Raw genomic sequence first — 13,033 nt, forward strand, 5'->3', positions numbered from 1 at the left:
CGGCCCCGGTGCCCGAAAACCGCACGTCAGAAGCCGAACGCGGGGTTTCGGGCGATACGGCGCCGAGGTTGGGAACAAACTTGATCTGTTCCAGAAAAGTGGGCTATCTTGATCGCGTGACGTCCGACTTCGAGGCGCAGCTGCGGGCGGTCTCGTTGCGCGTGACCCGGCCCCGACTGGCGGTGCTCGCAGCGCTGCGCGACCACCCGCACGTCGACACCGACACGGTGATCGCGCTGGTACGGGCGGACCATCCGACGGTCTCCCATCAGGCGGTGTACGACGTGTTGCGCGCGCTCACCGACAGCGGTCTGGTGCGTCGTATCCAGCCTGCCGGTGCGACCGCCCGCTACGAGTCCCGGGTCGCCGACAACCACCACCATGTGGTCTGCCGCTCCTGCGGTGCGATCGCCGACGTCGACTGCGCCGTCGACCACTCTCCCTGTCTGACCGCCTCGGACGACCACGGTTACGTGATCGACGAGGCGGAGGTCGTCTACTGGGGCACCTGCCCCGACTGCGCGGCCGAACGCACGTCCCAGCGATCCGTCAGTTCGGAAGGAAACAGATGAGCGACACCCAGGACAACGGTCCCTCCAGTGCGCAGGGCGTGGACCCGGCGGCGGGCGGCTGCCCGGTCGCGCACGACTCCGTGACCGCGAGCGGCAGCGAGAGCGAGAACCCGGCGATCGACTCGCCGACCCCGAAGACCGGTGGTCGTCCGCGGACCAACCGGGACTGGTGGCCCAACCAGCTCGACCTCTCGGTGTTGCACGCCCACTCGTCCAAGGGCAGTCCGCTGAAGGAGGACTTCAGCTACGCCAAGGAGTTCGAGAAGCTCGACGTCGAGGCCCTCAAGCAGGACATCGTCGAGGTGCTCACCACCTCGCAGGACTGGTGGCCGGCCGACTTCGGTCACTACGGCGGCCTGATGATCCGGATGAGCTGGCACGCCGCCGGCACGTACCGCATCCAGGACGGTCGCGGCGGTGCCGGCGACGGCGGCCAGCGGTTCGCCCCGCTCAACAGCTGGCCCGACAACGCCAACCTCGACAAGGCCCGCCGGCTGCTGTGGCCGGTCAAGCAGAAGTACGGCCAGAAGATCTCCTGGGCCGACCTGCTGGTGCTCGCCGGCAACGTCGCCCTGGAGTCGATGGGCTTCAAGACCTTCGGCTTCGGCTTCGGCCGCGAGGACGTGTGGGAGCCGGAGGAGATCTTCTGGGGTCCGGAGGACGCCTGGCTCGGTGACGAGCGCTACGTCTCCGACTCGCAGATGGCCGAGGGCGTCGGCGCGACCGAGATGGGGCTCATCTACGTCAACCCCGAGGGGCCCCGGGGCAGTGGGGACTTCCGGGCGGCGGCGCACTTCATCCGCGAGACCTTCGGCCGGATGGCGATGAACGACGAGGAGACCGTCGCCCTCATCGCCGGCGGTCACACCTTCGGCAAGACCCACGGTGCCGGCGTCGCCGACACCCACGTCGGCGCGGAGCCCGAGGGGGCACCGCTGGAGGCGCAGGGCCTCGGCTGGCTGAGCACCCACGGCAGCGGCAAGGGCGGTGACACGATCACCAGCGGCCTTGAGGTGACCTGGACCGACCGGCCGACGCAGTGGAGCAACCGCTTCTTCGAGATCCTTTTCGGGTACGAGTGGGAGCCCGCCACGAGCCCCGGCGGCGCCAAGCAGTGGGTCGCCAAGGACGCCGAGGCGATCATTCCGGACGCCTTCGACCCGGCGAAGAAGCACAAGCCGACGATGCTCACGACCGACCTGTCGCTGCGCTTCGACCCGACGTACGAGAAGATCTCGCGCCGTTTCCTGGAGAACCCGGACGAGTTCGCGTTGGCCTTCGCCAAGGCCTGGTACAAGCTGCTGCACCGCGACATGGGTCCGGTCAGCCGCTTCCTGGGACCGTGGGTGGCCGAGCCCCAGCTGTGGCAGGACCCGGTGCCGGCCGTGACCGACGCCCTCGTGGGTGACGCCGACGTCGCCGCCCTCAAGGCGAAGGTCCTGGAGTCCGGCCTCACCACCGCCCAACTGGTCTCCACCGCCTGGGCCTCGGCCGCGAGCTACCGGTCCACCGACAAGCGCGGCGGCGCCAACGGTGCCCGGCTCCGGCTTGAGCCGCAGCGCAGCTGGGAGGTCAACCAGCCGGAGCAGCTCGCGACGGTCCTGGAGACCCTTGAGGGGATCCGGCGGGAGTTCAACGACGCGGGCGGGGCGAAGATCTCGCTCGCCGACCTGATCGTGCTGGCCGGTTCGGCCGCCGTCGAGAAGGCGGCCCGCGACGCGGGTGTCGAGGTGACCGTGCCGTTCCGTCCGGGCCGTACCGACGCGACCCAGGAGCAGACCGACGTCGAGTCCTTCGCGGTGCTGGAACCGCGCGCCGACGCGTTCCGCAACTACCTGCGTCCCGGCGAGAAGACCCAGCCGGAGGTGCTGCTCGTCGACCGGGCGTACATGCTCAACCTGACCGCGCCCGAGATGACCGTCCTCGTCGGCGGCCTGCGCTCGCTCGGGAACAACGTCGGGGGCAAGCAGCACGGTGTCCTCACCGACCGGCCCGGGGTGCTCACCAACGACTTCTTCGCCAACCTGCTCTCCCCGGGCACCCGGTGGAGGGCGTCGGAGTCCGACGAGCACGTGTACGAGATCCGCGACCTGGCCACCGACGAGGTGAAGTGGACCGCTACCGCGGTCGACCTCATCTTCGGCTCCAACTCCCAGCTGCGGGCCCTCGCCGAGGTCTACGCCAGCCAGGACGCTCGCGACAAGTTCGTCACCGACTTCGTCGCGGCCTGGACCAAGGTCATGGAACTCGACCGGTTCGACCTCGTCTGACCGGCACCAAGGCTTTAACCGGCGCGCCCCGGTCGATCGATCAGTGATCGGCCGGGGCGCGCCGTCCCTCGGGCGGGTCGGGGAAGCCGACCGGTGCGCGGCACCCCGATGCGTTCACCGCGAGTCGCGTGAGCGGGCCTCCAGCGCGCGGACCACCGCAGCCATGTCTTCGGCTGCGTACCCGGCCTCGGCTGTTTCGGAAAACAGCTCCTGGCAGACGTCCAGCAGCGGGGAGACGACACCGGCCCGCTCGGCGGCCCGGACGATCAGCCCGCTGTTGTAGAGCACGTCGCGGATCGAGGCCTGCACCTCGAAGTCGCGGTCCAGCAGTTTGCGGCCCTTCACCCGGGAAACCGTGCTCGCCATCGGCCCGGCGTCCAGCGCCGTCAGCAGTGTCGCCCGGTCCAGGCCGTGCCGGTCGGCGAAGTGGAACGCCTCCGCCAGCCCGGTCACCATGCTGATCAGGAACGTGTTGACGGCCAGCTTGGTCAACAGCGCGTCGGGGACCGGACCGCACCGCAGGATCTCGTGGCACATGGGCCGCAACAGGGGCGTCACCCGCTCGACGTCCGGTCGTCACCGGCCAGCATGGCAACCAGCCGGCCGGCTTCGGCGGGCCCTCGCGACCCGGAGACCGGTGCCTCCACGTACGCCCCGTCCACGGCCCGTACGTCGGCGGCGAGCCCGCGCGAGTAGTCGGGCTCGGTGGTGCCCATGTGCACCACCGTCCGTCCGGTCAGCTGCCGGGCGAAAGTCTCCGTGCCGCGGCCCAGGACATGGTCGATGGCGGCGCCGTTCGCCAGCATCACGATCGCGGTTTCGGCCTTCGCGAAGACCTCGGCCGGACTACCTGCCACGGCGGCGCCGGCCGCGCTCAGCGGCTGCGTCCGTTCCGGCGTGCGGTTCCAGACGATCAGGTCGGTACCGGCTCGAACCAGGTTGAGCGCCATCGGTTGTCCCATGACACCGAGGCCGAGAAATCCCACAGTCACCCGTTGCACGCTACGCAGCGGCCGGCCCGGTGGCCGCAGCCAATTCGACGGGATTGGCCTGGGAGAGGATCACGCGGCCAGCATGGCGTACCGGCCGTTGCCGTGGATCAGGGTGTCGTGGGTGCCGTGTTCGACGATCCGTCCGTGGTCGAGCACCGCGATCTGGTCGGCGTGCCGCACGGTGGAGAGCCGGTGCGCGATGGTGATCGTCGTACGTCCCTCGGCGAGCACGTCGAAGGCACGCTGGACGGCCCGTTCGGTCTCGGTGTCCAGGGCGCTGGTGGCCTCGTCGAGGATCAGGACGCGCGGGTCGCGCAGCAGGGTGCGGGCGATGGCCAGGCGCTGCTTCTCCCCACCGGAGAACCGGTGCCCGCGCGAGCCGACCACCGTGTCGTACCCGTCGGGCAGGCCGGCGATCAGGTCGTGGATCTGCGCGGCGCGTGCGGCGGTCTCGATCTCGGCGTCGGTGGCGTCCGGTCGGGCGTAGCGCAGGTTCTCCCGCACGGTGGTGTGCAGCAGGTACGTCTCCTGGCTGACCACGCCGACGATCGCGGCCAGGTCGGCCAGGCGCAGGTCGCGCAGGTCGACGCCGTCCACGGTGATCCGGCCACTGCTCGGGTCGTGCAGCCGGCTGACCAGCGCGGCGAGGGTGCTCTTGCCGGAGCCGGTCTCGCCGACCAGGGCAAGGCTGGTGCCGGCGGGTACGTCCAGGGTGACCCCGGCGACCGCGGCGGTGTCGCTGCCGGGGTAGCTGAAGGTGACCTCGTCCAGCCGCAGGTGGCCGCGGACCCGGCGCGGGTCGATGCCGGCCGGCTCGGCCGGGTCGGCCACCTCGACCGGGAGGTCCAGGTACTCGAAGATCCGGGCGAAGAGCGCCAGCGACGCGGTCAGCGAGACGCCCACGTTCAGCAGACCCATCAGCGGGCGGAACAGCCCGCCCTGCAACGCGGTGAAGGCGACCAGGGTGCCGATGCTCAGCGTGCCGGCGGTGCCGGGCAGCCCGGCGCTGAGGTAGATGATCGCCGGGATGGCGGCGAAGATGACGCTCATCGAGGCCATCCGCCACCGGCCGGCGAGTTCGCTGCGCAGCTCCAGGTCGACCAGGCGGGCGGAGGAGGTGGTGAACCGTTCGATCAGGGTCGGTCCGGTTCCGAGGGTCTTGGCGAGCTGCACGCCGCTGATCGACAGCCCCTCCTCGACGGTGACGTTGAGGTCGGCCAGTTCGCGCTGGCGGCGTGCGGTGATCTCGCGGCGCAGGTGGGCGACGCGGCGGGTCAGCCAGATCGCGGGGGGAAGCACGATCAGCGACACCAGGGAGAGCCGCCAGGAGAGCGCGACCATGGCGACGGCGGTGGCGATGACCGTGGTCAGGTTGGACGCGACGCCGGTGGCGGTGGAGGTGACCACCGACTGCATGCCGCCGATGTCGTTGGTGATCCGGGACTGCACCTCGCCGGTACGGGTCCGGGTGAAGAATCCCAGTGACTGCCGCTGGAGGTGACGGAAGACGTCGGTGCGCAGCCGGTGCAGGACCTCCTGCCCGACCCGGGTGGAGATCCAGGTCTGTATGACGCCGAGGAGTGAGGTGACGGCGGCCACCCCGACCATGCCGAGGACCAGCCAGACGAGCAGCGGCAGGTCGCGTTCGGGCAGGGCGCGGTCGATGACGTGACGGAGCAGGAAGGGTGAGGCCATCGCGATGACCGAGGAGGCCACGATGATCGCGGTGACCATGGCGAGCGCCGTCCGGTGCTGGGTGAACAGCCCGGCTATGCGGCGCAGCGACACGTGGCGGGCCTGTGCCTTCTCGTCGGCGCTGACGGTGCGGGGGCCGCGGTCGCGGCCGGAGGGGGTGGGTTCCAAGGGGGGTGTCTGCCTTTCGACGGGGAATATTGCTGAGGTTGCCTCATCATGAGGTAACAACCGTATCCCCTGCTACCGTATTCCCGTGACCGAGGCGGACGGCGACGACGAGACCCTGGCGGAGGCGTTCTGGGGGGTGGCCCGCAGGCTGCGGCAGCGCAGCCGGGAGGCGCTGGAGCCGTGGGACGTCACCCCGAGTCAGGCCCGCGCGCTCGGCGTCCTCGCGCGGCACGACACGCTGCGGCTCAGTGCCCTCGCCGAACACCTGCGCATCGCGCCGCGCTCGGCCACCGAGGTGGTCGACGACCTCCAGAGCCGGGGGCTGGTGCAACGTCGCCCCGATCCGGGTGACCGACGGGCCACGCTGGTCGCGCTGACCGAGGAGGGCAACCGGATCCACACCGCCATCCGGACCGCCCGGCAGACCGAGGCGGAACGTCTCTTCGCCGACCTCGACCCCGCCGACCGGGACGAACTCGCCCGCATCCTGCGTACCCTGGGCGGCTGATCCGCCACGGCGGACCCGGCTCGGCCGGGCGAAGTGCAGGGCATGCTCGCCCTTTCTGATGGCCAGCCGTTGACTTTTGCTCAATCGAACGAAAGTTCTGATTGATAGATGTATAGATATGGACAGTTGAATGAAAGCCCCCTACCGTGTCCGTCACGTCCCTCTCCCGTCCCGGAGGAACAATGGGCATACGGTCCTTGTCAGCCGTCCTCACCGCCGCCGGTCTCCTGACCGGCAGCCTTGTCATCGCACCCGGCGCCGCCGTCGCGGCGCCACCACCACAGGAGCCCGGTGTCACCCTGCGCGTCTTCGACGTACAGGTGCCGCTCAGCGAGATCTGCGTACTCAAGCCCGGACAGACGCCCAACGTGGACAGGAAGATGTCCACGATCAACTGGACCGCCACCACCGATTTCGGGTTCGGTGACAACTTCGTCAGCCAGGTCACCGGAAACATCAACATCGCCACCGCCGGGAGCTACACCTTCCGGCTGAGCAGCGACGACGGGTCCGAACTGCGGATCGACGACCAGCTCGTGATCGACCACGACGGGTTGCACGGCGTGGCACCGCCCAAGGAGGGCACCGTCGCGCTCACGGCCGGCTACCACTCGCTGCGGATCGACCACTTCGAGCGGGCCGGCGACCAGCAGATCACCCTCGACTGGCGTACGCCCGGATCGTCGTCCTTCGTCCTCGTGCCCAACAGCGTGCTCAGCACCGATGCCGGCGTCGTACGGGTCACCGCGCCGGGCCGCAAGGAGTGCGAGGGCGTCACCGACGCACCCGGCGACGGGTTGCCGCTGACCGGCGTCCACCCCAACTACACGTTGACCAACCTGCGGCCGACCGGCTTCCAACCACAGGTGTCGGCGATGGACTGGCTGCCCGACGGGCGGCTCGCGATCACCACCTGGGGCGGCACCGACAACTCGCTCGGCGAGGTCTACCTGCTGTCGAACGTGACCGGCAGCACGAGCCCCGCGCAGGTAACCCACCAGCGGATCGCCCAGGGGCTGAAAGAGCCGATGGGCATCAAGTACGTCGACGGCAAGCTCTACGTGTCGGAGAAGCACCGGCTGGTCGAACTCAACGACACCAACGGCGACTGGGTCACCGACAGCTACCGCCAGGTGGCGACCTGGCCGTTCGGCGGCAACTTCCACGAGTTCGCGTTCGGGCTGCTCTACCAGGCGCCGTACTTCTACCTCAACCTGTCGATCTCGATCAACCAGGGCGGGGCGACCACCAACCCGCAGCCGGCGCCCAACCGTGGCACGACGGTCCGGATCGACAGGTTCACCGGCGCGCTGCACTACGTCGCGGGCGGTCTGCGTACGCCCAACGGCATCGGTTGGGGTCCGGAGGGCGGCATCTTCGTCCTCGACAACCAGGGTGACTGGCTGCCGTCGTCGAAGCTGCTGCACATCAAGCAGGACCGGTTCTTCAACCTCAACATGAACCCGCCCGGCCCGTTCCAGGGCAATCCGGTCACCCAGCCGGTGCTCTGGCTGCCGCAGAACGAGATCGCCAACTCGCCGAGCACACCGGTGATGGTGTCGACCGGCCCGTTCGCCGGGCAGATGCTGATCGGCGACGTCACCTACGGTGGGCTCCAGCGCGCGTTCCTGGAGAAGATCAACGGTGAGTACCAGGGCGCGGTGTTCCGGCACACCCAGGGACTGGAGATGGGCGTGCTGCGTACGTCGATCGGCCCCGACGGCGCCATCTACGTCGGCGGGCTCGGCGCGGGCGGCAACTGGGGCCAGTCCGGCAAGCTGACCTACGGCCTGCAGAAGCTGACCGCCAACGGTGGCAACGCGTTCGACATCCACTCGATGCGCGCGGTGGCCGGCGGATTCGAGCTGACCTACACCCAGCCGCTGTCCCCGGCGACACTCGCCGGACTCGCCGCCAAGTACAAGGTCAAGCAGTGGCGGTACGTCCCGACGGCGACCTACGGCGGCCCGAAGGTCGACGAGCAGACCCTGACGGTCAGCTCCGCGACCCCGTCGGCCGACGGTAGGAAGGTCACCCTCCAGATCACCGGCCTCCAGCCCGGCCGGGTCGTGCACCTGCGGTCGCCCCGCCCGTTCACCGCGACCAACGGGCAGGAGCTGTGGAGCACCGAGGCCTGGTACACGCTCAACTCGCTGGTCGGCGGCCCGCCGCCGCAGACGGGAACGTTGGAGGCGGAGAACGCCTCGCTCGCCGGCGGCGCGGTCGCGATGACCGACCACGTCGGCTACACCGGCAGCGGGTTCGTGGCCGGCTACGGCACCCAGGGCGCCTCGACGACGTTCACCGTGAACGCGGCGGCCGGCGCCCACAACGCCGTACTGCGGTTCTCCAACGGGCCCAACGGCGGCACCGGCGCCAAGACCGTCAGCCTGTACGTCAACGGCACGAAGATCCGCCAGACCAGCCTGCCCAGCACCGGCAACTGGGACACCTGGGCGACCAGGTCCGAGCCGGTCACCCTCAACGCCGGCGCCAACACGATCGCCTACCGGTACGACGCCGGCGACATCGGCCACGTCAACCTCGACAACCTGACGGTGACCTCGGTCGGCGGCGGTGGCGGTGGCGGGCCCGGCACGATCAGCGGCATCGGCGGCAAGTGCGTCGACGTCGACAACGCCGGCTCCGCCAACGGCACGAAGATCCAGCTCTGGACCTGCAACGGCAGCGCCGCCCAGCAGTGGAGCCGGGTGGGCACGACCTACCAGGCCCTCGGCAAGTGCCTCGACGTCGACAACGCCGGCACCGTGAACGGAACCAAGGTGCAGCTCTGGACCTGCAACGGCAGCGGCTCCCAGGTCTGGCAACCGCAGGCCGACGGCTCGCTGCTCAACCCGCAGTCCGGGAAGGTGCTCGACGCGCTCGCCGGCAGCTCCGCCGACGGCACGCAACTGCACATCTGGGAGTACGCCGGCGCGGCGAGCCAGCACTGGACGGTCCGGGCGGCCACCAACCGGACCGTGCTGTTCGACGGCACCGCGGCGTCCCAGACCGCCAACTGGCAGCACACCAGCGGCGCCAACCCCACCTGGACGATCACCGGTGGCGGCATGCAGGTCAACGGCGGTGACATCCGTACCCGGCAGAGCTACGGCGACTACAAGCTGCACGTCGAGTTCTGGCTCCCGCTGTACGGGCCGGAGGTGACCGGCCAGGCCCGCGCCAACTCCGGCGTCTACCAGCAGGACCGCTACGAGGTGCAGGTGCTCGACTCGTACGGGGACAGGTCGCTGGCCAACGACGAGGCGGCGGCGATCTACACCAAGAAGGCGGCGGACGTGAACGCCGCGACGGCACCGCAGACGTGGCAGACCTACGACATCACGTTCCGGGCGGCCCGCTGGAACGGCACCACGAAGACGGAGGACGCGCGGATCACGGTGGTCTGGAACGGCGTGACGGTCCAGAACAACGTCGCGGTCAACGGCCCGACCGGCGGCGGCGCGGCCGAGAGCCCGTCGGCGGGCCCGATCCGCCTCCAGGACCACGGCAACCCGATCCGCTACCGCAACATCTGGATCGAGCCGGCGTAGCTCCCGTCCGACGAGCGCCGACCCCGCATTCGGGGTCGGCGCTCGTCGCCGTCCCACCGGTGACCGTTCGCGCGGGTGAGCGGGGTGCGTCGTCGCCTCGGCGGTTTGTGTCGGGCGGACCGGGGGTAGCGCTCTTCCCGACCGTCGTCGAACCGGACCGGCGGCGGGAGCAGGTGTCGGGGGCGTGGGATGCCGGTGTTGGACGGGCGGTACCGCCTCGATCAGCGGATCGGGGCAGGGGGCATGTCGGAGGTCTGGCACGCCCACGACGAGGTGCTCGACCGGCCGGTCGCGGTCAAGCTGATCACCCTGCCGTACGCCGATCCGGCGGGCGGCCGGGCGATCGTGGAACAGGCCCGCACGGAGGCCCGCGCGGCGGCCCGGCTGGCTCATCCCAACATCGCCGGTGTGCACGACTTCGGCCTGGTACCCCTGCCGGACGGCCAACTGGCGCCGTACATCGTGATGGAGCTGGTGGAGGGCGAGACGCTGGCCGTACACCTGCGTTCCGGGGCGCTGGACTGGCGGATCGCGGTCCGGGTCTGCGCGGAGGCGAGCGCCGCGCTGGCCGCGGCCCACCAGGGCGGCATCGTGCACCGGGACGTCAAGCCGGCGAACATCGTGCTCACCCCGTCCGGAGTGAAGGTGCTCGACTTCGGCATCGCGGCACTGACCGGCGAGCGTGACCCGGTCGCCCCGGGCGAGGTGGTCGGCACACCGGCGTTCGTCGCCCCGGAACGGCTCGACGGGGTCGTCGCCAGCCCGGCCAGCGACGTGTACGCCGTCGGCGTGCTGCTCTATCTCAGCCTGGTCGGGCGGCTGCCGTGGCCGGTACACACGCAACCGGACCGGCCGCTGTCCCACGTCCACCGGCCACCGGACCCGCTGCCGCCGGTCGCCGGCCTGCCCGCCGACGTGGCCGAGCTGTGCCTGTCGTGCCTGAGCGCCGATCCGGCCGACCGGCCGACGAGTGTCGCCATGGCACTGCTGCTCGCCGAGGCGGTGCAGACGCAGGTGTACGTGCCGATCGGTGTCCTGCCGTCACCCTCCCGCCCGCCGGTCTCGGCACCCCGACAGCCGGTGTCGGCCGACGACCCGGCGCTGCACGAGGTGACCTACGCGGCGGCCGTCGAGCCGTTCTCGTCGTCGTCGCGGAGCGCCGAACCGCGAGTCCCGCGCCCGGGGCGGCACCGCGCCTGATGCCGTACGTCGCCGGGTTCGCGGTGCACGCGTCGACCGTCGTCGACTCTTGACAGAGACGGCCAACGATATAGAAGCTTCTCTACGCGATCGCTCTGCTGCACGGTGTGCCCGGCGGAGACCGACGGAGAGAGGTGCGACCGTGCAACACCTCGAACGGCCCAGGTACGGGATGGGCGGCGTACCCGGTTGGCGGGCGGCGACCGCGCTCGGGACCGTACTCGTGCTCGCGTCGCTCAGCCTGCCCACGACGGCGGTCGCCGCGCCCACGACCAGGGCGGGTGGCCTCGCCCCGGTGCTCGCCGCGGCGCCCGGCAGGGCGGTTCCGGACAGCTACCTGGTGGTGCTCGACGGCGCACCGGGCACCGCCCGCGCGAGCAGGGCCGCCACTGCGGCCGTCGCCCGCGCCGAGGCCGCCGGAGTCCGGATCGAGCACCGGTACGCACACGCCCTGAACGGCTTCGCCGCCTCACTCAGCCCGGCGCAGCTGACCGCGCTCCGGGCTCACCCGGACGTCGCCTACATCGCCGGCAACGAGACGGTGACCGTCGACACCAACCCGACGATGGTCGTCAACGACTCCCAGAGCCCGGTGCCGAGCTGGGGACTGGACCGGGTCGACCAGCGTCCCCTGCCGCTGAACAACCGCTACGACTGGTACGCCACCGGCGCCGGGGTGACCGTCTACGTCATCGACAGCGGTATCCGGGCCACCCACTCGGACTTCGGCGGGCGGGTCGCCCCCGGATACCCCGCGCCCGACTACGGCATGACCGACTGCTACGGCCACGGCACCCACGTCGCCGGTACGATCGGCGGCACCGCCCACGGCGTGGCGAAGGGCGTACGACTGGTGCCGGTCCGGGTCCTCGACTGCGCCGGCAGCGGTACGGTCGCCGGGATCATCGCCGGCATCAACTGGCTCACCGCGCTGAACCGACCCGGCCCGTCGGTGGCGAACCTGAGCCTCGGCGCCCCGGCCAATCCGGCGCTCGACACGGCCGTCAGCAACTCGATCAGCGCGGGAATCACCTATGTGGTCGCGGCGGGCAACGGTGGAACCAACGCCTGCTCCGTTTCCCCGGCCCGGGTGGCCGGTGCGATCACCGTCGCCGCGACCAACCGCACCGACAGCCGTGACAGCTACTCCAACTACGGCACCTGCGTCGACATCTTTGCCCCCGGCACCGGCATCACCTCGGCCTGGCACACCTCGAACACCGCCGTGAACACCCTCAGCGGCACCGACATGGCCGCCCCGCACGTCGCCGCGATCGCGGCCCTCCACCTCCAGGGTCACCCCGGCGAGTCACCGGCCGCGGTCACCGCCTGGGTGGTCGTGGAGGTCGCGACCTACAACGTGGTGACGAACCTGGCCGGCTCGCCCAACCGGCTGGCGTACTCGCTGGCGCCGAGCAGGTTCGCCCACTGGGCCTGCCTTCCCGGCGCCACCCTGCTCAGCGGCGACTTCGACGCCGACGGCCGTGACGACCTGGCGCTCACCGGCGCCCCGAACGCGACGACGATCCCGGTCGCCCTCTCCACCGGCGGCGGGTCGTTCACGCTGGTCAACCAGTACCTGGCGGACTTCCCGGCCCGCGCGGCGGCGTCCGGGGCCCAGAAGGTCAGCGGCGACTTCAACGGTGACGGTCGCGACGACGTCGCCGCGGCCGGCGGGACCGGGTGGACGACGGTGGCCGTGGCATTCTCCAACGGCGACGGCACCTTCACCCCCGCCAACCAGCCGGTTGCCGGCTTCCCCACCTGGGCGCAGGCCACCGGGGCGAAGTTGGTCGGCGGCGACTTCGATGGTGATGGTCGGGACGATCTGGCGGTGGCGGGTGGGGCCGGGTGGACGACGGTGCCGGTCGCGTTCTCGAACGGGAACGGTACGTTCACCACCGTCACCCAGCCCGTCGCGAGCTTCCCCGGTTTCGCGCAGACCAGCGGGGCGAAGTTGGTCGGCGGCGACTTCGACGGTGATGGTCGGGACGATCTGGCGGTGGCGGGTGGGGCCGGGTGGACGACGGTGCCGGTCGCGTTCTCGAACGGGAACGGTACGTTCACCACCGTC

At 70.6% G+C, this 13,033-nt stretch carries 9 protein-coding genes; 6 read left to right on the forward strand and 3 right to left on the reverse strand.

The window, feature by feature from the left end; genetic code table 11:
* Nucleotides 1–116: 116 nt before the first annotated feature.
* Together ACZ6QQ_RS31480 and katG are read left to right on the forward strand one after the other, a co-directional pair.
* Entirely contained in the window at nt 117–572 is a 456-nt protein-coding gene (locus tag ACZ6QQ_RS31480) for a Fur family transcriptional regulator (protein ID WP_465881230.1), read from the forward strand.
* Complete coding sequence (gene katG, locus ACZ6QQ_RS31485; RefSeq protein WP_465881232.1) at nt 569–2,842, forward strand: catalase/peroxidase HPI; 2,274 nt, start codon at nt 569–571, stop codon at nt 2,840–2,842. Before ACZ6QQ_RS31480 ends, katG begins: the two co-directional genes overlap by 4 nt.
* A gap of 114 nt (nt 2,843–2,956) precedes the next feature.
* Here katG and ACZ6QQ_RS31490 read toward each other — a convergent pair whose 3' ends face one another.
* From ACZ6QQ_RS31490 to ACZ6QQ_RS31500, 3 genes are all read right to left on the reverse strand, one after another.
* The gene (locus ACZ6QQ_RS31490; protein ID WP_465881234.1) at nt 2,957–3,400 is read right to left on the reverse strand and encodes an NAD-binding protein; all 444 of its coding nucleotides are present in this window, start codon (nt 3,398–3,400) and stop codon (nt 2,957–2,959) included.
* On the reverse strand, nt 3,397–3,834 hold the full coding sequence (locus ACZ6QQ_RS31495; protein ID WP_465881235.1) for an NAD(P)-dependent oxidoreductase: 438 nt from the start codon (nt 3,832–3,834) through the stop codon (nt 3,397–3,399). The genes ACZ6QQ_RS31490 and ACZ6QQ_RS31495 overlap by 4 nt, the downstream gene beginning before the upstream one ends.
* A gap of 69 nt (nt 3,835–3,903) precedes the next feature.
* Nucleotides 3,904–5,697: an ABC transporter ATP-binding protein gene (locus ACZ6QQ_RS31500; protein WP_465881236.1), complete on the reverse strand. Its 1,794-nt coding sequence runs from the start codon at nt 5,695–5,697 to the stop codon at nt 3,904–3,906.
* Nucleotides 5,698–5,782: 85 nt separating this feature from the next.
* Here ACZ6QQ_RS31500 and ACZ6QQ_RS31505 point away from each other — a divergent pair, with 85 nt between their 5' ends.
* From ACZ6QQ_RS31505 to ACZ6QQ_RS31520, 4 genes are all read left to right on the forward strand, one after another.
* The gene (locus ACZ6QQ_RS31505; RefSeq protein WP_465881237.1) at nt 5,783–6,205 is read left to right on the forward strand and encodes a MarR family winged helix-turn-helix transcriptional regulator; all 423 of its coding nucleotides are present in this window, start codon (nt 5,783–5,785) and stop codon (nt 6,203–6,205) included.
* A gap of 182 nt (nt 6,206–6,387) precedes the next feature.
* Nucleotides 6,388–9,759, forward strand: a complete 3,372-nt coding sequence (locus tag ACZ6QQ_RS31510; protein WP_465881238.1) for a 3-keto-alpha-glucoside-1,2-lyase-like domain-containing protein — start codon at nt 6,388–6,390, stop codon at nt 9,757–9,759.
* 189 nt (nt 9,760–9,948) lie between these two features.
* A complete protein-coding gene (locus ACZ6QQ_RS31515) occupies nt 9,949–10,959 on the forward strand; it encodes a serine/threonine-protein kinase (protein ID WP_465881239.1) in 1,011 nt (336 codons plus the stop codon).
* A gap of 142 nt (nt 10,960–11,101) precedes the next feature.
* A partial coding sequence (locus ACZ6QQ_RS31520; protein WP_465881241.1) for a S8 family serine peptidase occupies nt 11,102–13,033 on the forward strand: 1,932 nt, incomplete at its 3' end.

This window comes from Micromonospora sp. NPDC049529 (assembly GCF_055586685.1).

Coding starts and splice junctions, on each gene's coding strand:
- katG (WP_465881232.1), top strand. CDS start 569: ATGAGCGACACCCAGGACAACGGTCCCTCCAGTGCGCAGGGCGTGGAC.
- ACZ6QQ_RS31510 (WP_465881238.1), top strand. CDS start 6,388: ATGGGCATACGGTCCTTGTCAGCCGTCCTCACCGCCGCCGGTCTCCTG.
- ACZ6QQ_RS31515 (WP_465881239.1), top strand. CDS start 9,949: ATGCCGGTGTTGGACGGGCGGTACCGCCTCGATCAGCGGATCGGGGCA.